General features: G+C 43.7%; 26 protein-coding genes and 2 tRNA genes. 18 read left to right on the top strand and 10 right to left on the bottom strand.

Annotation, left to right across the window (positions count from 1 at the left end; all coding sequences use genetic code 11):
- Positions 1–192 precede the first annotated feature (192 nt).
- From CAN90_RS08835 to CAN90_RS08845, 3 genes are all read right to left on the bottom strand, one after another.
- Complete coding sequence (locus CAN90_RS08835; RefSeq protein WP_085833467.1) at positions 193–1,869, bottom strand: FAD-dependent oxidoreductase; 1,677 nt, start codon at positions 1,867–1,869, stop codon at positions 193–195.
- Between the two features lie 64 nt (positions 1,870–1,933).
- Entirely contained in the window at positions 1,934–2,500 is a 567-nt protein-coding gene (ahpC, locus tag CAN90_RS08840; protein WP_085833468.1) for an alkyl hydroperoxide reductase subunit C, read from the bottom strand.
- A 246-nt stretch (positions 2,501–2,746) separates the two neighbouring features.
- Positions 2,747–3,610 carry a hydroxymethylbilane synthase gene (locus CAN90_RS08845; RefSeq protein WP_085833469.1) on the bottom strand — a complete coding sequence of 288 codons (864 nt, stop codon included), beginning with the start codon at positions 3,608–3,610 and terminating at the stop codon, positions 2,747–2,749.
- 445 nt (positions 3,611–4,055) lie between these two features.
- Between CAN90_RS08845 and CAN90_RS08850 the strand changes: the two genes are divergently transcribed.
- The 16 genes from CAN90_RS08850 (at position 4,056) to CAN90_RS08925 (ending at position 17,327) form a co-directional block, all read left to right on the top strand.
- Positions 4,056–4,292 (top strand): acyl carrier protein, encoded by a 237-nt coding sequence (locus tag CAN90_RS08850; protein ID WP_085833470.1) that lies wholly within the window; start codon positions 4,056–4,058, stop codon positions 4,290–4,292.
- Between the two features lie 82 nt (positions 4,293–4,374).
- Positions 4,375–5,211, top strand: coding sequence for an acetyl-CoA carboxylase, carboxyltransferase subunit beta (gene accD / locus CAN90_RS08855; RefSeq protein ID WP_423236550.1), 837 nt, complete (start codon positions 4,375–4,377; stop codon positions 5,209–5,211).
- Positions 5,208–6,146, top strand: coding sequence for an acetyl-CoA carboxylase carboxyltransferase subunit alpha (locus CAN90_RS08860; RefSeq protein WP_085833471.1), 939 nt, complete (start codon positions 5,208–5,210; stop codon positions 6,144–6,146). Before accD ends, CAN90_RS08860 begins: the two co-directional genes overlap by 4 nt.
- Positions 6,143–7,084 (top strand): beta-ketoacyl-ACP synthase III, encoded by a 942-nt coding sequence (locus CAN90_RS08865; RefSeq protein WP_085833472.1) that lies wholly within the window; start codon positions 6,143–6,145, stop codon positions 7,082–7,084. Before CAN90_RS08860 ends, CAN90_RS08865 begins: the two co-directional genes overlap by 4 nt.
- Before the next feature lie 15 nt (positions 7,085–7,099).
- A complete protein-coding gene (locus CAN90_RS08870; RefSeq protein ID WP_085833473.1) occupies positions 7,100–8,032 on the top strand; it encodes a nitronate monooxygenase in 933 nt (310 codons plus the stop codon).
- A gap of 2 nt (positions 8,033–8,034) precedes the next feature.
- Positions 8,035–9,099, top strand: coding sequence for an NAD(P)H-dependent flavin oxidoreductase (locus tag CAN90_RS08875; RefSeq protein ID WP_085833474.1), 1,065 nt, complete (start codon positions 8,035–8,037; stop codon positions 9,097–9,099).
- The gene (gene fabD, locus CAN90_RS08880) at positions 9,099–10,034 is read left to right on the top strand and encodes an ACP S-malonyltransferase (RefSeq protein ID WP_085833475.1); all 936 of its coding nucleotides are present in this window, start codon (positions 9,099–9,101) and stop codon (positions 10,032–10,034) included. Before CAN90_RS08875 ends, fabD begins: the two co-directional genes overlap by 1 nt.
- Positions 10,031–10,774: a 3-oxoacyl-[acyl-carrier-protein] reductase gene (gene fabG / locus CAN90_RS08885; protein ID WP_085833476.1), complete on the top strand. Its 744-nt coding sequence runs from the start codon at positions 10,031–10,033 to the stop codon at positions 10,772–10,774. Before fabD ends, fabG begins: the two co-directional genes overlap by 4 nt.
- Before the next feature lie 55 nt (positions 10,775–10,829).
- Complete coding sequence (fabF, locus tag CAN90_RS08890) at positions 10,830–12,071, top strand: beta-ketoacyl-ACP synthase II (RefSeq protein WP_085833477.1); 1,242 nt, start codon at positions 10,830–10,832, stop codon at positions 12,069–12,071.
- 2 nt (positions 12,072–12,073) lie between these two features.
- Positions 12,074–12,502 carry a 3-hydroxyacyl-ACP dehydratase FabZ gene (fabZ, locus tag CAN90_RS08895; RefSeq protein WP_085833478.1) on the top strand — a complete coding sequence of 143 codons (429 nt, stop codon included), beginning with the start codon at positions 12,074–12,076 and terminating at the stop codon, positions 12,500–12,502.
- A 69-nt stretch (positions 12,503–12,571) separates the two neighbouring features.
- Positions 12,572–13,036 (top strand): MarR family transcriptional regulator, encoded by a 465-nt coding sequence (locus CAN90_RS08900; RefSeq protein ID WP_085833479.1) that lies wholly within the window; start codon positions 12,572–12,574, stop codon positions 13,034–13,036.
- A gap of 210 nt (positions 13,037–13,246) precedes the next feature.
- Positions 13,247–14,107: a tRNA 2-thiocytidine biosynthesis TtcA family protein gene (locus CAN90_RS08905; RefSeq protein WP_085833480.1), complete on the top strand. Its 861-nt coding sequence runs from the start codon at positions 13,247–13,249 to the stop codon at positions 14,105–14,107.
- A 36-nt stretch (positions 14,108–14,143) separates the two neighbouring features.
- Positions 14,144–14,473: a hypothetical protein gene (locus CAN90_RS08910; RefSeq protein WP_085833481.1), complete on the top strand. Its 330-nt coding sequence runs from the start codon at positions 14,144–14,146 to the stop codon at positions 14,471–14,473.
- 36 nt (positions 14,474–14,509) lie between these two features.
- Positions 14,510–15,046 (top strand): hypothetical protein, encoded by a 537-nt coding sequence (locus CAN90_RS08915; RefSeq protein WP_085833482.1) that lies wholly within the window; start codon positions 14,510–14,512, stop codon positions 15,044–15,046.
- A 136-nt stretch (positions 15,047–15,182) separates the two neighbouring features.
- Complete coding sequence (locus CAN90_RS08920) at positions 15,183–15,749, top strand: HDIG domain-containing metalloprotein (protein ID WP_085833483.1); 567 nt, start codon at positions 15,183–15,185, stop codon at positions 15,747–15,749.
- 327 nt (positions 15,750–16,076) lie between these two features.
- Positions 16,077–17,327, top strand: a complete 1,251-nt coding sequence (locus CAN90_RS08925) for a [Fe-Fe] hydrogenase large subunit C-terminal domain-containing protein (protein ID WP_187138325.1) — start codon at positions 16,077–16,079, stop codon at positions 17,325–17,327.
- 740 nt (positions 17,328–18,067) lie between these two features.
- Here the strand turns inward: CAN90_RS08925 and CAN90_RS08930 are convergent.
- A complete protein-coding gene (locus CAN90_RS08930) occupies positions 18,068–19,219 on the bottom strand; it encodes a 5-bromo-4-chloroindolyl phosphate hydrolysis family protein (protein ID WP_085833485.1) in 1,152 nt (383 codons plus the stop codon).
- Between the two features lie 252 nt (positions 19,220–19,471).
- On the opposite strand from CAN90_RS08930, the gene CAN90_RS08935 reads away from it, so the two are divergent.
- Together CAN90_RS08935 and CAN90_RS08940 are read left to right on the top strand one after the other, a co-directional pair.
- Positions 19,472–19,548 (top strand) — tRNA-Asp (locus CAN90_RS08935).
- 4 nt (positions 19,549–19,552) lie between these two features.
- Positions 19,553–19,628: transfer RNA gene (locus CAN90_RS08940), tRNA-Thr, on the top strand.
- 177 nt (positions 19,629–19,805) lie between these two features.
- Here CAN90_RS08940 and CAN90_RS08945 read toward each other — a convergent pair.
- From CAN90_RS08945 to CAN90_RS08975, 6 genes are all read right to left on the bottom strand, one after another.
- Positions 19,806–20,375, bottom strand: coding sequence for an SOS response-associated peptidase (locus CAN90_RS08945; protein WP_085833486.1), 570 nt, complete (start codon positions 20,373–20,375; stop codon positions 19,806–19,808).
- A gap of 23 nt (positions 20,376–20,398) precedes the next feature.
- A complete protein-coding gene (locus CAN90_RS08950) occupies positions 20,399–21,643 on the bottom strand; it encodes a Y-family DNA polymerase (RefSeq protein ID WP_085833487.1) in 1,245 nt (414 codons plus the stop codon).
- A 284-nt stretch (positions 21,644–21,927) separates the two neighbouring features.
- Positions 21,928–22,956, bottom strand: a complete 1,029-nt coding sequence (locus CAN90_RS08955; RefSeq protein ID WP_085833488.1) for a DUF4238 domain-containing protein — start codon at positions 22,954–22,956, stop codon at positions 21,928–21,930.
- A 1,022-nt stretch (positions 22,957–23,978) separates the two neighbouring features.
- Complete coding sequence (locus CAN90_RS08965) at positions 23,979–24,422, bottom strand: phage holin family protein (protein ID WP_085833490.1); 444 nt, start codon at positions 24,420–24,422, stop codon at positions 23,979–23,981.
- A gap of 13 nt (positions 24,423–24,435) precedes the next feature.
- Positions 24,436–25,317, bottom strand: coding sequence for a glycoside hydrolase family 25 protein (locus CAN90_RS08970; protein WP_085833491.1), 882 nt, complete (start codon positions 25,315–25,317; stop codon positions 24,436–24,438).
- Between the two features lie 138 nt (positions 25,318–25,455).
- Positions 25,456–25,887 (bottom strand): hypothetical protein, encoded by a 432-nt coding sequence (locus CAN90_RS08975; protein WP_085833492.1) that lies wholly within the window; start codon positions 25,885–25,887, stop codon positions 25,456–25,458.
- Between the last annotated feature and the right edge of the window lie 5 nt (positions 25,888–25,892).

Genomic DNA, 25,892 nt, shown 5'->3' on the forward strand with positions numbered 1-25,892 from the left:
TCCACTCTCTCTTTTTTGAGGGCTTTCGTAAGGCCGGCCAACCACGTTTGTTTTATTGTATCAGGGAGGATTTATATTGTCAACCAATTTATTTTAAAATAGTTTACAATGGATAGGTGAAAAAAGCCCCCGATTAAATCGGAGGCATTTCTCTTTTATAAGAAAACCGTTCGTTTTTCACTAAGAATTAATTTATCCCTCAATCACTTTTTTAAGAATTTGATCAAAGGTTTGAGAACCAAAGGTAGCCTGCTCATTATTATTTACAATCAGTGCCGGAACACTCATTATGCGGTATTTTTCTCGAATGTCTGGGAATAAAGCAACATCCAGCATTTCTGCCGTTACATTACCACCGCTGGCAATCGCAATGGAATGTGCTGCCGCAACAACATCTGGGCAATAGGGGCACGCCAAAGTTACACCAACCTTTAAAACTGTGTTGGGTGGTAACTGACGGATTTTTTCAACCTGCTCCGGAGTTAGCTTATCCTCGGCCGCCAAATGCAGAATCCCAAGTACAAACGAGTTTATCTCGTGTCCACCGGGAACTGCACTGAATTTAACTCCGCTGAATTGACCTACATCATTTAGAAAAGCGGCTACGGGAAAACGTTCAATTCCCAGCTTTTGCTCAATTTCTGGATTTTCACCTTTTTGGTATACTTGCAGGTGAATATGGTCACTCAACGATTCAATTTCACGCAGAAAAACCTCCAACTCCAAAGACTTCTTGTTTGAGGAATCCACTACCGTAACTATGGTCATGTCTTTTTTGAGCCGTTGGAATACTTGTGAAAGCTGACCCTTAAGTTCACCACTTAAATAATCACCATTCGGCGCCACAGGCTTTGCCGAGCCTTCTTTTTGCTCGGATGCCGGTGCTTCCTCAATGGTTACAGCATCCTCTTCAAACATGGGAATGCCAAGGCGTTCTTTTTCTTTGGTGACGTATTTTTCAGCGGAGGTTGCCGCTACTGCACCGTCTGCTACCGCGGTTACTATTTGTCGAAGCAGCTTGGGGCGCAAATCACCTGCGGCAAAAACGCCTGGAATATTGGTGTGCATGGCTTCGTCTGTAAGAATATAGCCATCCTTATCCATCTCTACATGACCTTGAAAGAGTTCGGTAGCTGGGTCGTATCCTACAAAAACAAAAACACCAAATGTTCCGTTTTCCCCAGCTTCGTATACTTCTGTTTCACCTGTTAGCTTGTTTTTAAAGTAGGCTCTACGAAGAAGCGAATCACCCTCTACCTTGTCGAGCAGTGTATTAAACTTTACGGTGATTTTGGGGTGTGCCAATGCCTTGTCTGCAACCGTTCTTGCACAACTAAAATCACTCCCGCGAATCACAATAGTAACCGACTTTGCAAAACGGGTTAGGTAAATAGCTTCTTCTGCCGCAGCAAAGCCACCGCCAATTACAAAAATATCGAGCCCACTAAAGAACTCACCGTCACAGGTTGCACAATACGCAACTCCGTGGCCGCTGTACTGCTCTTCCCCATCAAACCCGCCTTTGCGGGGAGATGCACCGGTGGCAATAATGACCGAGCGGCTTTGGTACGTTCTAGAGGAAGCGTAGAGCGTTTTAATCTCTCCGGAAAAATCCACACGCTCAATTTCCGCTGTTTCAATCTTCACGCCAAAATCACGAACATGGTTCTTCATTTCTTCTACAAGCTCGGGGCCTCCCGTTTTGCGGATGCCGGGGTAGTTTACAACCTCGGCAGTGTTCCCTACCTGACCGCCCGGGTTACTTTTTTCTAAAATAAGTGTTTTGAGCTTTGCGCGGCCTGCATAGACTCCCGCCGCTAATCCGGCGCTGCCAGCGCCGATAATTATTAAATCATAAATCGGATTCATGTTGTAATACTCCCCTTTTAAAAAAGGCCGCCGCCAATACGGCAGCGGCCCAAATTGTTCAAAATTACAGCTTACCTACCAAGTTTAAGCTGGGAGAAAGAGTCTCTTCACCGGGCTTCCATTTGGCCGGGCAAACCTGATCGCCATGCTTGTCTACAAACTGAGCTGCATGCACCTTGCGCAAAAGCTCTTCTGCATTACGGCCGATTCCCAAATCATTTACCTCATAAGCAACAATTTTACCCTGCGGGTTTACAATAAAGGTACCACGCAGTGCCAAGCCAGCAGACTCTACATAAATACCCAGCTCCTTTGAGAGCACGCCGGCACGGTCTGCCAGCATGGGGTATTTAATCTTTTGGATGGTCTCAGACGCATCTGCCCAAGCTTTATGAACAAACTGGCTGTCGGTTGAAACGGAATAAATCTCTGCGCCAATTTTCTGGAATTCACTATAATAATCTGCAAGGTCGCCTAATTCAGTGGGGCAAACGAAAGAAAAATCAGCGGGATAGAAAAACAGAATGTTCCACTTGCCTTCCAAATCCTCACGAGTTACCTCTTTTAGCTCACCCTGATGATACGCCTGCAGTTTAAAATCCGGTAGTTCACGTCCAATTAAGTTTGTCATATTAAATTACCTCCTAATACGTATCATAAATTTTTGTAACCGTATTAAACCGTTACTCTTTACTAACACCTATTATACAGGAAGCTTTTTTGAATTTCAATAGATTTTTAAGAATAATTATCAATTTTAAAATATTTTACAAATTAATTCCTATTTTCTTCACAAACTTTAGTTTTACTAACTTTTTATAAATCTGTTATCCCCTACTGAACTTACCATATACATTTAACGTTTATTCTAGCTAGGTTAATTTAAGATTACGTTTGCTAAGTGCTCGCCAAGCTTTGCTGCCTCAGCAATTGGTGCATTCATTTGCTTTTTTACGCTTTGTTTGCCATCGTTGTAAAAACCAGTTAATACAATCTCATTCTCTTCTATTTTTGCAAATGCAGCAATAGGATCCGCACCTGGATTTTTAAACTGTTTTAAAAATGCCAGTTCCGCCTTTGCACAGCAGCGGCTTTCAAAATCATCCACTCCCGAAAGACAATAGTGTGGTTCACCAATTCTTGTTACTATGGCAAAGATCCCTTGCCCCGCCGCAGGAACAATCTCTTGCTCTGTAAAAATTCGCCCGCTACGGTTACGTAAGCCTAACAGAAACAGCTCATCACACGGTAAAATCAGAGCAGAATAATCCCCTCTGTCTAATCGTTTCAGCCGGCTATGTACATCTCCGCGAATCGGTGCAATGTCGTAACGTGGGTAGAACGAGCCTACCTGAACTCTCCTATGGACTCCTGACACACCAATTGGTCTGTCTAACTCCGGCTGTTGTGCTCCAATGGGAAGAACTAGAGTGTGTTTAACGTTTAGGCGTGTACAATACGCCGCAATCTTTAACCCCGGTGCGAGATTATGCTGTAACTCTGCTAAATCATATACTACTTGGTCAATTCTTTTTTCTAAAAGAGCACGCTGTAATACGCAAATTGGCTTTTCTTCCACGGGGGGTTGCCCCGTCTGCTCCTGCACTGGTTCCTCCGCCGCTGAGATAGGCATCAAATCGAGCTGGCATGCTGAATCCGCTCTTTTTATATCCTGCATAATGCGTCTTGTATGAATGATTGCAAGTTTATCTTCGTGGCAACCAATCCTTATTCTTTCCATCTGCAACCTCCCATCTTTGCAGTTTGTTTTCTAGCCATCTCTTTTCATACTTGGCTAATTTCCCTCACCTCAAAGCAGTGTGGACAGTATTTCTAACGATAGTAAAGAGATAAAAAAACACCCGCAAGGTACTTTGCCCGCGAGTCGCATTTTTCCTATGAGGTCTCTCTCAATCTTGTTTTAATCCACCCTCATTATTTGCTCGTTTTCTTGATAAAAACGAGACAAACAGAACCGTTTTAGGCGAGGATCACCTTGATTTTGATTGTACTGGAAGAGATTGGAAAAGTCAAGCACAGCATACTCTGGCCATTCGAAAACCCATTTATTTACATAAATTTTTCTTGACTTTTTCGTTGAATTGGAATAGGATGAGATTAAAATTTTTTAATTAAATATTTTTAAGTATTTTTCACCAAAGCGCTCAGAGAAGAGGTTCAAAATCGTGATTTTCGAAGAAATCAGAGATTTAATTGCCAATAGAACAACCCTTAGTGTAATTGTAATTACCATGCAGGCCTCATTAAAAGATGACCTTAATCTCGATTCTTTTGACCTTGCAGAACTGGCTATGGAATTAGAAGACACATTTGAAGTAACAATATTAGACGAACAACTTGTCCGCTTTCAAACAGTAAGCGATATTGTTGCATTTATAGAACAACAGAGCAACCAAAAATGAACAGATGGACATTGTTTTACGTAAAAGAAAGGAATATGCCATGAATAACCCTTCCTCACACCCAAAGATGACGTTATTTTCAATGCTTCGCCTTCCAACGCAAAAGACCCGTAAGGAGTCTAGCGACAAAGAGGTGCTGGGCTATACGGCTTGCCCAAGCTGCAAAAAAGATATTTCACGGGCACAATTAGCAGAAAAGCAAATGGTTTGCCCCTTGTGCGGGCATCACCTACCTATTTCCGCCCAAGAACGCCTAAACTTGATTGCTGACCCCGGTACGCTGAATATGCTTGATCTTCCCGCATGCCCAGAAAACCCCTTGAACTTTCCCGGTTACCCGGAAAAGCTCGAAGAAAACCGGCAAAAAACAGGGTTAGCGGATGCCGCTTTATTTGCCTCATTAGAGATTCATTCGCAGCCTGCTGTTGTGGCAGTGCTCGACAGTCGCTTTTTTATGGGAAGCATGGGAGTACAAGTTGGGGAAATTATTACAAGTGCCGTTGAGTACGCGCTTGCAAATCACCTTCCCTTAGTCATTTTCAGTGCGAGCGGCGGCGCCAGAATGCAGGAGGGAATCCTTTCTTTAATGCAAATGGCCAAAACCAGTGCTGCGTTGGCACGGTTTGCAAAAGAAGGCGGTTTATATATCTCTTACCTAACACACCCCACAACCGGCGGTGTTAGCGCAAGCTTTGCCGGCCTTGGCGATATTACTCTTGCAGAGCCTGGTGCTCTCATTGGTTTTGCCGGCCCACGCGTAATTGAGCAGACCATCCGCCAAAAGCTGCCCGAGGGCTTTCAGCGCGCTGAATTTCAGGAGGAGCACGGCTTTGTAGACCGTATTGTTCCCCGAGGAGAAATGAAGTCTACCTTAGGCTTTCTTCTTCAGATTCACCAAAAAGGAGGAATGCCTGCATGATTAAAGAGACGGAACTTAAGCTGGACCAGCTTGACCAAGAGCTTACCGCCCTGCGAGAGAAATCTAAAATACCCCAGCTTCGAATTTGGCAGTTGGAGGGAGAACGCAAAAAGCTATTGGAAGCATACGCTGAGCTTACCCCTGCCGATAAGGTTTACCTTGCTAGACGGCCAAAGCGCCCGGGTATCCGCGACTATACAGCGGCGTTGTTTCAAGATTTCTTTGAGCTAAGAGGCGATCGCCTGAATAAAGACGACAAAAGCATTCTTGGTGGAGTGGCTTTTTACCATGGTATCCCCGTTACCGTAATAGGTCACTGCAAGGGTAAAAATCTGGAAGAAAACATGTATTATAATTTTGGCATGCCCGGCCCGGAAGGGTACCGTAAATCCTTACGACTGATGAAGCAAGCTGAAAAATTTGGGCGCCCCATTATTACTTTTATTGATACTCCCGGCGCATTCCCCGGGCTGGAAGCGGAAACAAACGGTCAGAGCGAAGCCATTGCACGTAATTTGGCGGCAATGAGCCAGCTTACGGTTCCTGTAATTGCAATTGTTACCGGTGAGGGCGGAAGCGGAGGTGCTTTGGCGCTTGGTGTTGCCAATCGCCTGCTCATGCTGGAACACGCCGTCTACTCGGTTCTTTCGCCGGAGGGGTTTGCATCGATTTTGTGGAAGGATTCCACCCGAAGCGGCGAAGCAAGCGGAATGATGAAGCTAACCGCTCAAGATTTACTGCAATTTGGGGTAGCAGATGAGATTATTGCCGAACCCCGCGGAGGTGCACACCGCGACCACAATGCAATTTATTCTGCACTGGATGAAGCTATACTTCGCAACCTAAAAGAGCTTTTACCACTCAGTGAAGAGAATTTGGCCAATCAAAGGTACGATAAGTTTAGAAGGATTGGGACGACAAAGGAGGCCATATGACTGGAATTCATATATTAGGAACCGGGCGCTGCATCCCGGAAAAAATAGTGACAAATGACGACATCAGCAAGCTGACCGACACAAACGACGAGTGGATTTCCACTCGAACCGGAATTCGCCAAAGGCATTTTGTGCAGGGCGAAAGCAATGCGGATTTAGCAACCGCTGCTGCAAAAAAGGCGATGGAAAAGGCCGGTGCACGCCCGGAAGAAATTGGCGCATGTGTGGTGGCTACCTTTACACCGGACCATATGTCCCCTGCCGTTGCAACGCAGGTTCAGCGTCGGCTTGCTTTGCCGGAGGACTGCCCTTCTTTTGATATTAGCGTGGGCTGCACTGGCTTTTTATATGGCCTTACCGTTGTTCGCGGACTTTTGATGCAAAGCGGATATACCCGCGCTTTATTAATTGGAAGCGAAGTTATCTCCCGCGTGCTGGATTTTGAGGACCGAAGCACCTGCGTATTGTTTGGTGACGGTGCGGGTGCCGCAGTTATTGAGCTTTCTGACAAGCATTCGTTTACCAGCGTACTTGGCTGCCGCGGAGATGATACTCTTCTAGGCTGTACCAATGCTCACGGAGCAGAACCACATCGAATTTTTATGAATGGAAGCGATGTATTCCGCTTTGCCGTTGAAACAGTACCGCGCTCCATTGAAGATACGCTTCAAAAAGCGCAGCTTTCCGCTGACCAAATAGATTATTTTGTTTGCCATCAGGCAAATCAGCGCATTATATCCAGTGTGATTCGCAAAACACATTTACCAGAAGAAAAGTTTTACTTAAATGTGCACAACTACGGCAATACCTCCGCTGCTAGCATTCCAATTGCTTTGGACGAAATGGCAGAGCAGGGTCTGCTAACCCCCGGAACCCGTACGCTATGTGTTGGTTTTGGTGCTGGTCTTACCTGGGGCGGCGCTATTCTGGAATGGTAAAAAGGAGGAATCAACATGAGACTGAACAACTGGCTCGGAATTGAGTTTCCGTTTATTCAAGGCGGTATGGCCAATATTGCCACGGGCGAATTTGCCGCGGCGGTTTCTAATGCAGGCGGCCTTGGCTTAATCGGTGCAGGTGGGATGAATCTGGATTCCTTTGCAGAGAACATCCGGATTTGCAAAGAAAAAACAGATAAGCCTTTCGGCGTTAATATTATGCTCATGCACCCGCAGGCCAAAGAAATGGCTGAACTGGCTGCACAGGAAAAAATACCTGTTATTACAACCGGCGCGGGCAACCCCAGCTCTTATATCTCTATGTGGAAGGATGCCGGAGCTAAGGTGATTCCGGTTGTACCAGGCGTAGCCCTTGCGAAACGTGTCGCTGATTACGGTGCAGATGCTGTAATTGCGGAGGGTACCGAAAGCGGTGGCCACGTAGGTGAGCTTACCACTATGGCACTTGTGCCTCAGGTCGCAGACGCAGTAAATATACCCGTGATTGCTGCGGGTGGTATTGCCAGCGGCAGGCAGCTATTAGCAGCCTTTGCCTTAGGTGCAATTGGTGCACAGCTTGGTACCTGCCTACTCGTGAGTGAAGAATGCCCTGTTCATGCCAATTATAAAGCTGCAATTCTGAAGGCAAAAGACAATGGCACTACCGTTACCGGCCGTTCGGCGGGTGTTCCGGTTCGCCTCCTAAAAAATAAGATGGTACGTGAATACCTGAAAAAAGAAACTGCAGGAGCAGATAAAATGGAGCTCGAGCACTACACACTTGGCTCACTGCGCCGTGCAGTTTTGGAGGGTGACGTTGACAACGGTTCACTTATGGCGGGGCAGGTTGCAGGTCAACTTCACGAGATAAAGCCACTGCGTTATATATTTGAAGAGCTTTATAATGGGTATATTGATGCCCTTGCAAAGCTGGAACAGGAGCGCTAACTATGGTTCTGGTCAAAGAAAGACCCTTGCTGCTGCCTATTATTCAAGGTGGAATGGGAATTGGTGTTTCCCTTGGTAATTTGGCAGGGCATGTAGCAAAGCACGGCGCAATGGGTGTTATCAGTGCGGCAAACCCAGGCTTTGCCGAGCCGGATTTTTGGAAAAACGCGCTCCGGTGTAATATTAATGCCCTAAAAGACCAAATACAGAAAGCAAAGCAGATTGCGCAGGGAAATGGCTGGGTTGCCATCAATGCGATGGTTGCCACTACGCACTATGCTGAAACAATTCAGGCTGCCGTAGAAGCAGGCGCAGATGCTGTCATTTCAGGGGCTGGTCTCCCCTCAGATCTTCCTGCTTATGTAAAAGGCAGCAATACGGCTATTGCCCCCATTGTTTCAAGCGGAAGAGCGGCGCATACCATTTGCCGTATGTGGGATAAACGCCACAAGGTTTGCCCGGACTTTATTGTAATTGAGGGGCCAATGGCTGGCGGGCATCTCGGCTTTCACGCAGACGAGCTGGAAAATGGTACGGCTCAAACTCCGGAACAAATTCTACCGGAGGTTCTTAAAGAAATAAAACCGTATGAAGAGAAATATCAAAAGCAAATCCCGGTGTTCGTTGCCGGTGGTGTTTACACCGCTGAAGATGTTGCTCGCTTTTTAAAGCTGGGTGCGGCAGGGGTTCAAGTGGGAACCCGTTTTATCGCTACGGAGGAGTGCGATGCCTCCCAACGTTATAAAGAAATATTAGTAAATGCCAAAAAAGAGGATATTTGTATTATTAAAAGCCCGGTTGGAATGCCGGGGCGCGCACTCAACTCTCCCCTGATTGAGCGTTTACGCAATGAGCTGAGAATTCCCGTACAAAAATGCGTGGATTGTTTGCACCCCTGTAATCCAGCTACAACACCGTACTGCATTACCAAAGCTTTGTCAGAAGCCGTGCGCGGCAACTGGGACGAAGGCCTATTCTTCTGTGGCAGCAATGCTTGGAAGCTTGATCGCATTCTGCCTGTACAAAAGCTGCTGGAAGAACTGAAACAAGGATGGAGGGATTCCTAATGAGATTGGCTTTTATCTATGTTGGCCAAGGGAGTCAACACGTTGGAATGGGTATGGATTTATATGAACAATACCCCGAGTTCCGTCGTTTTTACGATACCGATGCCGCAGGCTTTAATATCAAAGAAATGATAGAAAATGGCCCTGAAGAGGAACTTAATCAAACCAGAAAAACACAGCCCTGCATGGTCGCTTTTTGTTCTGGAATTACTGCTCTTTTAGAGCAAGAGGGAATTCACCCGGAAATGGTAGCAGGCTTAAGCCTAGGAGAGTATTCCGCGCTTACTGCCGCAGGAGTTTTTGATGCCGATACGGCAATCGCTCTGACCGCCTTTCGTGGCAAGGTAATGGAAACTGCCGTAGGAGATCTCCCTTGTGCAATGGCAGCCATTATGAATCTGGATAGGGACGCTCTAAAACAGGTTTGCAATGAAGCTTCTTCCCTTGGAATCGTTGAGATTGCAAACTACAATTGCCCCGGACAAATGGTAATTGCAGGCGAAAAGGCTGCCGTTGAAAAAGCCAGTGAGCTGGCGCTCGCAGCTGGAGCCCGCCGCTGTATTCCGCTGCATTTGCCCGGCCCATTCCACAGCTCGCTTATGCACCCTGCGGGTGATGCACTCGCTGAGTACTTCAAGAAAATTACGTTCGGTGAGATGAAAGTACCTGTTATCTTTAATGTATCTGCTAAACCACTTCAACCGAACGAGAGCATTCCGGCTTTAATGGAACGCCAGGTGCAGAGCAGTACCTATTTTGAAGATTCCATTCGTTACATGGAGCAGGCGGGCATTGATACTTTAGTGGAAATTGGCCCCGGTAAGGTTTTAGCCGGTTTCGTACGCAAAACCACAAAGAACTTGAAAACGTATTCCGTGGAAGACGTGGAAAGCCTGCGCGCTACAATTGAAGCACTGAAAGGAGCCGCACAATGAGCCAGACTGTAAGAACCGCCATCGTTACCGGTGGAAGCCGTGGCATTGGCCGCGCCGTATGCAAAAAGTTCGCTTCCGAGGGCAAGAACATTGTCATCAACTACGCCGGTAATCTTCAGGCCGCGGAAGAAACCGCCGCCGAATGCCGTGAGCTTGGTGCAGAAGTTATTCTGGTACAAGCCGATGTTTCTTCCGCAGCAGGCTGCGAAGAAATCTTTGCGAAGGCGCAGGAATCCTTTCAAAGCATTGACATACTTGTAAACAATGCTGGAATAACTCGAGACAGCCTCATTCTCCGCATGAGCGAAGAGAACTTTGATGATGTTATCAATACCAATTTAAAGGGTGCGTTTCTTTGCATGAAACTGGCTTCCCGTATTATGATGAAACAGCGCTGGGGCAGAATGATTAATCTGAGCAGTGTTGCCGGTGTACGCGGTAATGCAGGGCAAATCAATTATTCCGCCAGTAAAGCCGGATTAATCGGTATGACCAAATCATTAGCCAAAGAGCTTGCCGGGCGCAATGTTACGGTGAATGCAGTAGCCCCCGGCTTAATTGAAACAGATATGACCGGCGTTCTGCCGGATGCAGTAAAAGAGCAGCTTCTTCAGGGTATTCCCATGTCACGTGCCGGTAAACCGGAAGAAATTGCAGCCGCAATTGCCTTTTTTGCCAGTGAAGAGGCTGGCTACATCACCGGCCAGGTGCTTTGTGTAGACGGCGGAATGGCCGTTTAACCAATCTTTTATTTTTAGACTACCGCCAGTTGGCGGGCAGTTTCAGGAGGTTACTATGACGGAACGACGTGTTGTTATCACCGGACTTGGTGCATTAACTCCCATTGGAATTACCGCAGACGAAACTTGGCGCTCCGCAAAAGACGGAGTCTGCGGAATTGGAGAAATCACGCTGTATGATACAGCGAATCAGAAGGTTAAAATTGCCGGAGAGGTAAAAAACTTTCAACCGGAAAACTATATTGATAAACGCGAAGCCAGAAAGCTTGACCGTTTTACACAGCTAGCAATTGCGGCTGCCGACCAAGCGTTTCAGGATAGCGGTTTAGTTATGGAAAAAGAAAACACTTATCGCTGTGCTGTAATCGTCTCCAGTGGTATTGGCGGCCTTGGCACCATTGAGTCCGAGCATGCCCGTGGTGAACAAAAGGGCTTTGACCGTGTATCCCCTTACTTCATTCCCATGTGCATTGCGAACATGGGTGCGGCGCACATTGCCATTCGCACTGGTTTTCGCGGAATGGTAACCTGCCCGGTTACCGCATGTGCCGGCGGTACAAATGCAGTTGGCGACGCGATGCGTCTGATTCGCGCCGGCTATGCGGATGTTGCCATCTGCGGCGGTGCAGAGTCTTCCATTACCCCATTGGGCATGGGCGGCTTTACCTCAATGAAAGCACTTTCTGAATCCACAGACCCCAACCGAGCATCTATCCCCTTTGATAAAGAGCGAGACGGCTTTGTAATGGGTGAGGGTGCCGCTATGCTGATCTTAGAAAGCTTAGAGCACGCAAAAGAGCGCGGTGCAAAAATATATGGAGAAGTAGTAGGCTATGGCTCTACCTGCGACGCTTACCACATTACTGCACCTGACCCGGAAGGAACTGCCGCACGGGAATGTATGCGCCAAGCCATAGAAGATGCCAAAATTAATCCGGAAGAGGTTGCATATATCAATGCACACGGAACCTCTACCCCACTGAACGATAAAAGTGAGACCGCCGCTGTAAAAGCGGTGTTTGGGGAGCATTCCAAAAAGCTAATGATTAGCTCTACAAAGTCAATGACCGGTCATCTTCTCGGCGCAAGCGGCGCAGTAGAAGCACTCTTAACCACACTTGCGCTGAAAGAAGGCTTTGTCCCCCCCACCGTTAACTACCGTGAACCGGATGAAGATTGCGATTTGGATGTAGTACCGAACACCGGCCGAAAAGCAGATTTGCGCTATGCACTCTCCAATTCCCTCGGTTTTGGTGGGCACAACGCAAGCCTTATTCTGAAACGCTGGGAGGAATAATCATGCAGCTTGACTCAAATCAAATACAGGAAATCCTCCCCCACCGCTACCCGTTCCTGCTCGTTGATAAAATAGTTGATGGCGAACCCGGCAAGTGGGCAAAAGGAATCAAATGTGTTACCGTAAATGAACCGTTTTTTTGCGGTCATTTCCCGCAGAAACATGTAATGCCCGGTGTTCTCATTATTGAGGCACTTGCTCAGGTTGGTGCAGTTGCAATTTTATCCCTTGAAGAAAATCGAGGAAAAATAGGTTTTATGGGTGGCATAAAGAATGCCCGCTTTCGGCAGCAGGTGCTGCCCGGAGACGTATTAGAGCTCACCTGTGAGCTCACCCGCCAGCGCGGCCCGATTGGCTTTGGCACTGCAACCGCTACGGTAAATGGTAATGTAGCAGCTACCGCCGAGCTGACTTTCGCAATAGGCGATTGACCCATTGAAAGAATAAAAGAGAAAGCGGGCTGCTCTATGCAGCTCGCATACCCGCAAAGGAGAGCACGAATGCTGGAACAATCCTTGTCTGACGTATATACGAAATTTAAACTTCATTTTTATCGAAAGGTGTTTTCCCGTATCGATAACCGCGAAGCGAGCCTGACTACTGTGGAAACCTACTGCATAGAAATCATTCATGCACTAGGGAACCCTACGGTCAATGAATTTGCCTCCTTTGCTCAAATTTCGCCTCCAAATGCCGCTTATAAAGTGACTAATTTAATCCAAAAGGGTTATTTAAAGAAGAACCGTTCCAAAACCGATAAACGGGAGTATTATTTAGAGGTAACTCCAAAGTACTTTGAGTATTACAACCTGAACCACGGCTATATTTTAACCGTGATTGACCGAATTAAAGAGCGCTTTACCGCGGAGGAGGTCACTCAGCTCGATTATATTTTAAATGTAATGTACGATGAGCTGATGCCGGAGGTTCCTCTGCCCAGCAGAAACGACGTAAAACCTTTCTAGAAAAACAACTAATTACAATATTTATTTAAGAGAAGCAGCAATAGCTGCTTCTCTTTTGTTTGCGATTGCCCCTAACGGAATATCATGCTATAATATTCAAATATGTAAACAGAAATCAAGACTTTCAAAAGCTAAGGTAAATACCTATTAAACCTCATTCTAAAGTCAAGAAGCTTTAGAGAGAAATCTAATTATTAAAGGCAGAAGAACATGGAAGAGATCCAAAAATTAGAGCAAAGCATCCTAAAGAAGTACAAAAAAGAAATCTGGAACCGCATGATAGGCGGCATAAAAGACTATCAGCTTATTCTCCCCGGCGACCGCATTGCGGTTTGTATTTCTGGCGGGAAAGACTCGATGCTTTTGGCTAAGTGTTTGCAAATGCTGAAACGCCATACCGAAATCCCGTTTGAGGTGGAGTTTTTATCGATGGACCCCGGTTACGACGGGTACAATCGAGAGCTCATTGCGCAAAACGCTGAAAAACTCGGAATCCCCCTAACGGTTTTTACTTCCCGTATCTTTGAGATTGTGAGCAATTCGGGTGGAAACCCCTGCTACCTGTGCGCTCGAATGCGCCGCGGCCACCTTTATGCCAAAGCAAAAGAGCTTGGCTGCAATAAAATAGCGTTGGGGCATCATTTTGATGATGTAATTGAAACCACGATGATGAGCATGCTTTATGGTGCTGAAATTCGTACGATGATGCCAAAGCTCCCGAGCACCAATTTTCCCGGGATGGAAATTATCCGCCCGCTTTACTTGGTGCGTGAGCGCGACATATTGGCTTGGAGGCGCTATAACTCCCTTGAGTTTGTACGCTGTGGGTGTCCCCTCTCTGAGCAAGTGCCTGTATGTACCGAAAAAGAAAATAACGGCTCAAAGCGAGCAATGGTAAAAGAGCTGATTGCAAAACTTCGGAAAGATAACCCTCAGGTAGACATTAATCTATTCCGCAGTATGCACAACGTGAATTTAGATACCGTTCTTGGTTACCGGCAGGGCGGCCAAACCCATAGCTTCTTAGATTCTTATGGGCAAAATCAAACAAAAGGCTCGCTGGAAGATTAAAATACTTGGAATCCCAAATGAAAGAAGGATTTTCTCTTGAAGTACATAAAGTATTACTTAATCCATATCATGATGATTTTTACAATGCTAATGTTCGCTTACGCTTTTGCTGAATTCTCTATGGGGCGTGACACCTCTATTGGAATGATCATGTTCTACATTGTATTATCTATTTTTTATGTGTTTTCTTATTTTTTCTTACGTCACCAAATCCGCAAGGACGGTCAATATGCAAAAGACATTTTTCACCTTTTGCAAACGGAAGAAATCTATAATATGCTTCATATATTTAATGAAAAGGTTGGTCTCGCATTTACAATTGTAATGGGGATTAGTAGTATTCTGGTTTATTTTTTAAAACATTGAGTCATTCGTATTTTATTGGGAAAGGGAGGATTTGAAATGAAAAAGCGAGTATTGTTATCCGTTGGTGTACTGTGCCTACTTCTCATTGCCATTTTGGCGGCGTTCCCCTCTCCAGTTATTGGATTAACCAAAGGCAGTTTAGAAGCAAATGCCAGAAAAACACAAAATGTTAATGAAAGCTGGCATGCAGCCTCTTCTGTGAGCGAAAATGTAGCTGCTGTGCTTTTGTACAATTCCGATTTATCGGAATATCGGTACTCTATTTACGCTACAAAGCCGGGTTTATCGTTTGGCTATTTTCCTAAAGAATCCGGAGCGGAAAAGCTAAACGAAGGGATTATTAGCTTTGACTTAGAAAATGGAGAAGCTATTCTTTCGCTAAACCGAGAAAATGTGGCTAAAGTACAGATTACCTACGAGAACAAGGAGCTTGCCACAGAGGTTTACGAGGTCAACTCCAGCGAACCATTTGTTGTTACGCTATCCAAATCTAAAGACAACTGCGATGGAACAATCGAAATCTCCGATAAGCAAGGCAATGAATTACCATTTGATCTAACCAATATTATTTGATCTACTGAAAAGGAACCGAGGGTTAACCCTTGGTTCCTTTTTCCTCTTATCTCCTCTTATTTCATCGGTGTAATATGGACAGGCACTGCTTTCTGCGTTATACTTACGTCAATACACCAAAAAGGAGTGACCAACTATGGGATTTGTTCCTACACTGGAGCAAGCACAGGCTTTGTTAGAAGAATACAATCAAGATGAGTTTCATCTTCGCCATGCAAAAATTGTATCTGGCGTTATGGGGTATTTTGCAAATGAATATGACCCCGAAAATGTAGAGTTTTGGAAAGTGGTGGGTCTGCTTCATGATTTGGATTTTGAACAATACCCTGAACAGCACTGCATCAAATGCCAAGAGATTATGAGAGAGCGGAGTTTGGATGAACGACTGGTTCGAGCCGTAGCAAGCCACGGTTACCTTTTGCGGGTTGATATTGCACCCGAGCATATGATGGAGAAGATTTTATATGCTACAGACGAACTTACCGGTTTGATAGGTGCAGTAGCACTGATGAGACCCTCTAAGAGTGTAGCCGATTTAGAGTTAAAATCAGTTAAGAAGAAATTTAAATCTACCAGTTTTGCCGCAGGGTGCTCACGAGATGTTATCTCAAGAGGCGCTGACATGTTGGGCTGGTCTTTGGACGAGTTGATTGAGCGTACCATTCTTGCAATGCGCAGCCTGATGAATACAATGGATATTTAGCACCATACAGGACTCATACTTATACTTCAAAGCCTTCTGCCGCAGTTTTGCCTGCGCTAGAAGGCTTTTATATTTTACGATTAATATCTAAACATATATTAATTTTTTTTAAGCAAAGAGCATTCTTATTTTACAAGTTTAGCAGGATATATAGCAAATAGAGGTAATTCAGCTATTATTCTTTGTTGCTATTTTAGCATTTTAATGTTGCCAATTGATTGAATATAAATGGAAATCATCGTATAATAAATCTATATATTCCCAAAATAATATGGAATGGGCGCTTTTTAGAAATAGATACTGCGCCCGGGCAGAAGGAGCATGATTATGACAACTTTTGAAGAGCTTTATCGCAGATTGGTCAAAGCATCCGTCGAAAACCATTTGGAGGATGAGCTGGAGCAGGCTCGTCAAGATGGATTTGATCCTCACCATTTAGATTGCTTATTGAACCCTTCTAAATTTGCGCCAGTAATCCGGATTGGCGATTGTGAGTGTACCGACAAATCAGATGCCTCTTGTGCCGGAAAGTGCCTGTTCGATGCACTGTACCGTGATGAGAAAGGTAATATGTCCATAAACAAAGATTTATGTGTGGGCTGTACCGAATGCGTTACCAATTGCCACGCTAAGAAGCTAACAGAAAGCCGCGATATTCTACCTGCGTTGGCTGCTATTCAGGAGGCGAAAACTCCGGTATACGCAATGGTAGCACCTGCATTCATTAACCAATTTAGCAGCGACGTGACTCCCGGTAAGTTGCGCAGTGCGTTTAAGAAAATAGGGTTTGACGGAATGCTGGAGGTTGCACTATTTGCAGATATTCTTACATTGAAAGAAGCGTTAGAATTTGATAAGAATATTCAAAATGAAGCAGATTATCAACTAACCAGCTGCTGCTGTCCCATGTGGATCGCCATGATTCGCAAGGTGTACAAGCAGTTAATCCCTCATGTTCCGGGTGCTGTATCCCCCATGGTAGCTTGCGGACGCTCCATTAAAACCCTATACCCCGGGGCTATTACCGTTTTTATTGGGCCTTGCCTTGCAAAAAAAGCCGAAGCAAAGGAGCCGGATGTCTCTGATTCCACAGATTTTGTTCTCACTTTTCAGGAAATTAAAGATGTATTTGATTTTGCCGGAATTGACCTTGCTTCCATGCCGGAAGATGAGCGCGACCATTCCTCCCGCGCAGGCAGAATTTATGCAGGAACCGGCGGCGTGAGTGAAGCCGTTCAAAGCACGGTTGCACGCCTAAACCCCGACCGTAAAATTTCTGTTCGTGCTGCCCACGCCGATGGCGTACGTGCTTGCAAAGATATGCTCAGCGAGGCACTCGAAGGTAAGCTTACCGCAAACTTTATTGAAGGAATGGGTTGTGTTGGTGGCTGCGTAGGCGGACCAAAGGCTCTCATCCCCAAAGAGGAAGGCCGCAAGAATGTGTTTGAATATGGCGACACAGCAACCTACCCCACCCCTATAGATAATCCTTATGTAATTGAGCTGTTACATCGTTTGGGCTTTGATACGGTAGAAGATCTTCTTGAGCATAGCGATATTTTTACACGCCAGTTCTAATTTTAAAAAGGCCACCGGTTTTATCGGTGGTCTTTTAACAAAAATAATCCCCTCCACAAATTCAGAGCCGGATTTGTGGAGGGGGTTTTTCCGCCATCCGGCGGAATCGTTAGCATGTTTCAAAAGGAGTTCTGTATGGTAAGCCTTTTATAGGCACTTATAATTTGTCTGCCAGCCTGCGGCCCGGTATTCCGACCAACCGCAGGCGGTTAATGCAGTGTTTTGTTGATGTTTTTAGTATAGAGCGAAGATATGTGAAAACTATGAACCGAAATAAAACAAATCAAAAACAAAAAACAGCCTTTGAATTTTACCATTCAAAGGCTGTTTAAAATTCTTTATTTGTTGCACTTACCCATATACTGGAGCAACAGATTCAGTAAATCTTTGCAATTCATAATCATTCTCCTTTTGGTATATCGAATGCTTCCAAAATCTTTAAATTACTTATTGCACTTATTCATATACTGAAGAAGCAGGCTCAATAAATCTTTGCAATTCATAGTCAAACTCTCCTTTACTCCGAAATAATCCTATCAATTAAATACATTCCATTATTTGCTGCACTTGTTCATATACTGGAGCAGCAGGTTCAATAAATCTTTGCAATTCATAGTCCACATCCTCCTTTTAACCGAGTTCATTCAAGTCGGTTTTTGAATGTGGCTAAAGTGTAACACTTTTGTAACCTGTTTTCAAATGCAATTATTTACATGGAAATAAAGAAGTAAAATTCTGTTTTATTTGATTTTGAACTCATCTCCGGTTAAGCCTTCACGAGCCAGCATAACCTCAAGAACAGAGATGTCAGAAGAAATGTCCATTGTTGCATCGCCGAATAAACTATCGAGCAAATTTTCAAATGCGGTATTGATGGTATCTAAACTTTCACGAATCTGCGTTTTGGCTGATGTAATGTTTTCACCTTGCACCGGTTGGCTATCGAAGTGGCAATAAGAATGAATCAACTTTAACGTAGTAGGCAAATAGTATTCATTAAATTTTCGTATTTGCGACTGCTTCTCCGGGTGAGCTTCCACATAACTCAGTATTTTCTCTGTAACATTTTCAATTCGTGATATTTTAAATAGAATACCGTCATCAGTAATAAAATTCTTTGCCTGACTAATTTGATTGAGTAAATCGCGGCCTTTTGAGGGCTCACTTTTTTCTTCGGCTTTCTCTTCTTTATCGGCGTTGCCACTCTCACGATCTTGCATAGATTGCTGCGCTTGTAGATACTGTTGGTATGTCTTTTCCCCAATCATAAGGCAGGTTCTCTGGTCATCCAAATAGCCGTCCGGTAGCATGTTGGTTCGAATCATCTTCTCCAAATCTTTTACGACAAAGCTGGGTGATTTATTAACTAGCCTTGCTAACTGCTCAACGGAACAGAAATTCGCATTGCCTACTCCATTTAAATAACGTACAATTCGGTTTAGTCTGCCACGTAGTTTAATTCCTAGCGTTAACATCCAAGTGGAAAGACCACTAGTTGGCAGTAAAACGACTATACCCGCTAAAATCGTATTCATCGCAGTCATGCTTATCGATGCTACAATTAAACCCATCAGCAAGACTACAGAAAATACACCTAAAATCCCACCAAATATAAGCAGCAGTATGCTTGACACCTGCTTCCAAGGAAAGCGAGAATCTGAATACCGCAGGGGGCGCGCCTCTGCCGGGTAAGACGAATCTGGGTAGGGGGCCTTCGGCCGCTTTGGAGCGCGAGCACGGTGGTGCCGCTTACGAGAGCCGCCATCGCCTACTGCATCATATATTGTATCTTTAACTTCCTGTTTTAAGTCGCGGAACTCCTCTGAATGAACCACACCTCGAACGCTATTGCCGATTTCTCTGCCTAGCATTGAAAAAAATCTCTCAAACATTTTAGAATCCTCACTATGTAGTTCTTAATAATTGTATTGCCTTTATTATACCTGAAATATGCTTAATTGACAACTAAACGGGTTCGACGTATTTTTCCATTTTTCATTATAGTAATTATAAAACTGCCATTTTTCCCCTTCCAATCTTTTTCAAAAAAACTAAAATTAATTTAAAAAAACGTATTGACATATGAAAGAAAACCAGATATAATTACTATCGTTGTCCCGGCAAATTGTTCCGTGTGATTACACGGCTCGGTAGTTCAGTTGGTTAGAACGCTAGCCTGTCACGCTAGAGGTCGACGGTTCGAACCCGTTCCGAGTCGCCAATTTGCTGCTATGGCTCAGTTGGCAGAGCACGTCCTTGGTAAGGACGAGGTCACGCGTTCGAATCGCGTTAGCAGCTCCAATCGAACCGCTTGGCTCTAAGGCTAAGCGGTTTTTTTGTTATTCATTCTTATTTTATAAATGATGAATTTGGGGTGTTTTGAGAGGTCATAAAGGGTCAAAAAAGGGTCAAAAATATATTATTATATTAAATTTTTTGAACTCCCCCCCCATTCCTGGCAATATAATGATTTTTCTTTTATGCCAACCGCTTTACCAACTTCGGCCTGTCGGTTTGCAATATATCCAAAGCGCCTTGATAGCTTTCAAGCCACTGATCTATTTCAATATGAGTCAATACAACCGGCATTCGATTGTGTATATCTGCTATGGATTGATTGGCGGCTGTCGTTAGTATAGTAAACCGGCGCTCTCCGTTAAAATCATTATAAAGACCAGCCATATATAGAGCCTCTTTTTCTGGTAGGTTAAACTGGTATTTAGTTTTCGTACCAGAATGCGACCATTCAAAAAAACCACAGGAGGGTATAATACAGCGTTTCGTTTCTAAGCTACGCCGAAACATTGGCTTTTCAGGTGCAGTTTCTGCTCGGGCGTTAATTACAGTACCTTTATTGTGAATATTAGGAAAGCCCCACTTTACAGCTTCAGGCGTTATTTTTCCATCTTCTTGTATCAAAACTGGTACTTTGTTGGTAGGGAAAATTTCGCCTGTTTTTATTTCTTGATGTTTTCTCTGAACTTCTTCAATAATTTCTCTAATTTCGGCCATCTCGGGATCACTGAACAAAACGTATCTTCCACACATATAACTCACCTCTTACTTATCTTTTACAAAGGTCCTCGAATTAAACTTACCGGATGAATCGTATGGTCACGCTTGGGGTCAAAACCTGAAAGCTCTGCGTCTTTTAATAATATCGCGGGGCGAACTGCCTTCGATCCGAAACGCTTCTTCAAACCGTCCAGAGTTATATCAAGTTGCTCCATCTTCAACTGTTCCATTCCCTGTCCAAATAAATCCAGCTGCAAGGGAGCAACATCACTGACCAATTCGGAGATACTCACACCTAAACTGCGAATAGGATGCTGCCAATCATAATGTTTCAAAAATAATTCCATACCAGCCTGCACTATTTCAGTGGTAATGTTAGTGTAATTGGCTAAGGCGTGTTGCCGTGTAAAACCGGATAGCTGATTATTTCGGACACTAATACTGATTATCCGCCCTTTACAGCCATGTTCTCGGAGTCGCCGGGCAACGCTGTCTGCCAATATGTACAGGATGATTTTCACATCCTCGTTGTCAACTAAGTCACGCGGTGTAGTGGTGCTATTGCCGATACTTTTCACTATTTCTCTATCAACATAACGTGAAACAGGAGAAATATCAAACCCATTTGCAAAGGCATACAGCACGCTGCCCCATTTGCCAAACCAACCTCTCAAAGTTTTTTCTGGTGTTGCGGCTAAGTCTCCTATTGTATGCTTACAATAAGACTCCAATTTACGCCGGGTAGCGCTGCCTACATACAACAAGTCACCCACCGGCAGAGGCCAAGCTATCTCTCGGTAATTTGCCCGACTGATTTCCGTTACAGCGTCAGGCTTTTTGTAATCGCTCCCCAGCTTAGCAAAAATTTTGTTGTAAGATACTCCGATACTCACGGTAATTCCTAACTCAAATTTAATTCTTTCACGAATTTTGTGAGCAATATTCACACCGTTCGCGCCGGCGGCCGTGACATCGAGCCAACACTCATCTAGCCCGAAAGGTTCCACCTGATCTGTATAGTCGAGATAAATCTCATGACACAGGTGTGAGAAGCGCTGATATAACTCAAAGCGAGGTGGCACAATCACCAGTTCGGGACACTTCTGCCGAGCTTGCCAAAGCGCCTCGCCAGTTTTAATATTATATTTCTTCGCCAGCTCATTTTTTGCCAAAATAATACCGTGACGCTGCTCTACATCGCCGCCCACGGCAACAGGTTTATTTCTTATCTCTGGTCTGTGTAGACATTCCACCGAAGCGTAAAAACTGTTGCAATCACTGTGTAATATTAACCGTTCCACTTCATCACCACCAAACACTTGTACTATATTCTATGTGATGAAAGTATAGAACATGTGTTCTGGTTTATCAATGGAAATTAAATACAACTAGCGTTTGAAATATCCCTTCCAATTTATTCAAGGTAAAACGGTTAACGATGTATTGCCTGATATTCATTTATCCTTTTTAAATCAGCTATGTAGTTGACACTAATCTTGTACATCGGTGAATTAGGATCGTGATTATTCGGTGCAAACAAAAAAATCCCCCGCTTCAGGATACCTCCAGAAGCGGGATAATGTATTTAAAGAAATTGAATTTCAGCAACACTTTGTTCTTGATGCCAATTTTTCCATATCTCTCTTTCTTCATTAAATAACTTGGCATTGATTAATCTTCCCCTGCACGACTCTATGTCTTGTAGAGGACTCGCTGAATATACAAATCGATGAGCGTGATCAATTATTAATTTTTGAACATAATAAGAAAAAATTGGATTTTGCTGTAGACTAGGATGGTCGTTATAATCCCCTACTTGAGTGTATAAAATGTGGTATGGAGATAAAGGGAAAATAATCTCGCTTCCTTTTCGTTTCCATCCCCCCTTAAAATCATATGTATTATCTTCATAAAAATTTGAACATATAACAGGATCATCACTAGTGCACCAGTGCATCCCTTTAGAGGCCCTTATTACTTCCCAGTGATGATTAAGGAGAACCTTACTCGTGTTCAATACAACATGTTTAATCTCAAATAACCAAATACCTCTTCCAATTAAAACATTGTAGTTTAGAAGAGATTTGCCATTTTCTTGTTCAGATATTTTGATTTGGGCAGGTACTAGATTATAGATTTCTTCATATTGTTTTTGTAAAATCGGCTTCCCACTCCTTAAATTTTCTTCCAGTTCAGATAATGTATTACGTATGTTACTTTCAAATAAATCTGGTAATACATTATTATAAAAACGCAATTGCCTATTCAGACGTGCAGGTGTTCTCACATATTGTGATGCTAAAAATCTTGTAATAGTCTGAATATCTCCAGAATTAAGTTTTATATTATTTATCACCTTAAACAATACATCCTGGACAGGTATTTCAACTTCTTGATTAAACCACTTTTCAAATTGGTCTGTTTCTTTTCCAGATCTAAAATATGTATATAAATCATTCTGGCTGGCAGTAGATACAACCGGTTTTAATTTCCACACATCGAAATTTTTGTGAGGAACTAATAATCTATATTGCCAAACTTTATTTTGAAAGTCGCCCCAATTTTTCAGATATAATTGAGGAACGTAATGATTATTGTGAGTTATTTGTTCCATAATTCTGACTCCATCAAAATTCAATTTTACAGATAAAACTATATTATAAAATCAATCACAAAGAACTATCCTTAGTAACCCCCACAACTAGAACTTTACTTTTAGATGTGGGAAATAAACTTAAGTTTTTATTTAAATAAAGGGAAAAATAAATATATAAATAGTAGGATGATTAAAGTGAGGGAAATTAGAAATGGGATAATTACTATAAAGATAAAAAACATAATACTTCTTAGGCTTATGTGATTCTTCAAGCTACAGAGTTTGGAGTCAGTTTGTAACTTTGTAATTATTATTTTATTTTCAATATCAAAAGAAAAATCTCCCACATACATAATCGTATTATCATGGGTGCGAATTTTGAATTTCTGAATTTGCTTGTCTGTTATATTTTGTATATGTATTCTTGAATAATTCTTATTTTTTCTTATCTTAAAGTTAAAAACTATATCTTTAGCGTTTAGACATTCGGATATAAAGAAATAAGATGCTCGTGTAAATTGGCAGGAATATGATTTTTTCCGTGAACTACTTTTGATTAAGCTATCACTCACAATCGATTTAACTTTTCTATTCTCTGTAATATGAACAATTCCACTTCTTTTAATTTTCTCAATATCAGACGCATTCAAGTCTTTTGCTCTGTGATTAGGAAAAAAACCAATAATAAACACTGGAAGATAATTATAAACTATCATTATCAAAATGGATCCGACAATATAAATAAGACCGGATATAAGGAATATTTGAATTGACATAGTGAACTTCACACCTAATAAAATTTTCTATTATACTAACACATTTATAAGTATTAGAAATTCTTTTCTACCACTTTATATAAAAGGAATTTTGCGATTACAGCTACATAAAAGCCTGATGCCTATGTGGTTGACAAAACAAGCATAAATTATCAAAACAATTGACACTGTCTTTTGTCAACCGACAAGCCAGACTTGTGATTACTTCATACCTATAAACCAAAAAATTCCCGTCCTGCATCAACACAGGACGGGAATTTTTGTTTATTCAGCTTTTTCCGTTTGCTGTTTAATTGCTGCAAAAGCATTTTTCACTACATCCGGCATCGGCACACCCATGATGCCAAAATTTTCAATAATTGAGAAGCCCTCATTTGCGATAAAGAACAGAATCACTGCTGTGCGCAGATACCCACCGGTATTGGCTACGGTATCAAGCTGCACCGCGACATAAACAATCAGCAGTACACTCAACTTGCGAAGCAGCCCCTTTAATGAAGCGTTGCTTTCGAAGGTTCCATCAGCAGTCTTTGGAGATTTGTGCCACACCATAGCAATGAGGATGCCCAGGCCATAATCCACAGCCATGATACCGATTAAAAATTGCAGGCTATCATCCCAGCCGCCCAGAGCAGAAAGAATAGCGGCGCCGGCCGCAGAAAATGCGGTCAGCGCCGAAAAGTACATAGATTTTGCAGATAGAAGCATTATGTTATCCCCCTCAAACTACATTAAAATTGCACTGCTGCGTCACACCGTCAGCAGTTACTTTGATATGTGCATGCCTGGCAACCGGTTTCGGCGGCAAGCCCTGTACATCAATCAACCAGCCTCGGCCTTTAGAGTCTTTGTACGGCTCAGATACCGCTATTACATCTCGCCCGGTTGTGTCCATGTTAGGCTTGTCCTTGCACTTTGCAAGCAGTGTGTATTTCTCCCCGGAAGCCATGTCCTTGCTGCTGGTGTCAAGTGTAAGGCCAGTAACGGCAGGAGGTTGGGTATTATGAGAGGTAAAATCTTTTAAACAGTAATTGAGGTCAACCCGCGTACTAAGTCCCGGGAGGCTCCCGTCGCTCGAATACTGCCACATATCGTACTTGCCTGCATAAGTTACTTTACTATTATATTGTGCCAGCCAAAACGTCCACTTGGAGAGCTGCGCCATGTCGAGCCGATTGACCGCCCAATCTTTATTTGCATACACTCCGGCGGTATACCCGGCAGCGGAGATATGCTCGCAGAAGATACGGCAAATATCTGTTGCCACCTGTTTGCTAATTCCGCCACGTTTTGCTTTGTAGGCGTCGGCATCTTCCATATCAATGTACACGGGATATGTGGGCTTTAAACCCTTAAGTAATCGTAAGGCATGTGCCGCCTCGCTCTCTGCATCCGCAGTTGACATAGCATAGCTGTACAGGTACACACCCCACGGAATGCCCAACCGATTGCACTCAGCTACATTTCGTAACCACTGTTTGTCGTCTTGACTAACCATATCACTGCCATACCCGCAGCGTAGGATGGCATAATTGATGTTACTCTTGAGCTTGTCCCAATCAACACGCCCGTTGGCGTTGCTAACGTCGATACCTTTAAACATTTATATCCAGCTCCTTTCTCAATTGGACTACATCATCCGTAGCCATGCGGGGGTAGTCCTTAATTATATCCTCAAAAGCTTCCCCGTTTGCCCTTCTACGTGCAATTACTTGACAAGTAATTTTAAGTAAAATACTCATTATGCCTCACCTCCGAACGCCAAAGCAGCAATAGCGGCTTGCATATCGGCAATCTCAGCCGCCTGCGTTGCTTGCTGCACCTCTGTGTAAGTAAGCTGCGCCAATGTAATACAAATCCTGTCCTCCGTAACCGCAGCTGCATCTGCCGTGTCAGGTGTAATTGTTATCGGCTTGAGTGTCAGCGCTGTGCGCAGCACATAATGGTCGTAGACCTCCTGCATCTGCTTATCACCATCCTGCGTGACAATGGTCAGGCGGTCGGTTTTGCTAGCTTCTGAGGTTAAGGCATCTAAAGCATCAAAAGAAATTGTATCTTTAGCAATCTGGATTTCAAGGCTGTCCCGCTGCGCTCCTTGATGGTAAATACCATTTGCGTTAATATTTGCGACGTTAATGGTTGTTCCGTCTGCGAAAAAAATTTGCTGTGTCATTTTAT

It is taken from the genome of Clostridium merdae (assembly GCF_900176635.1).
Lineage (GTDB): Bacteria > Bacillota > Clostridia > Oscillospirales > Acutalibacteraceae > Faecalispora > Faecalispora merdae.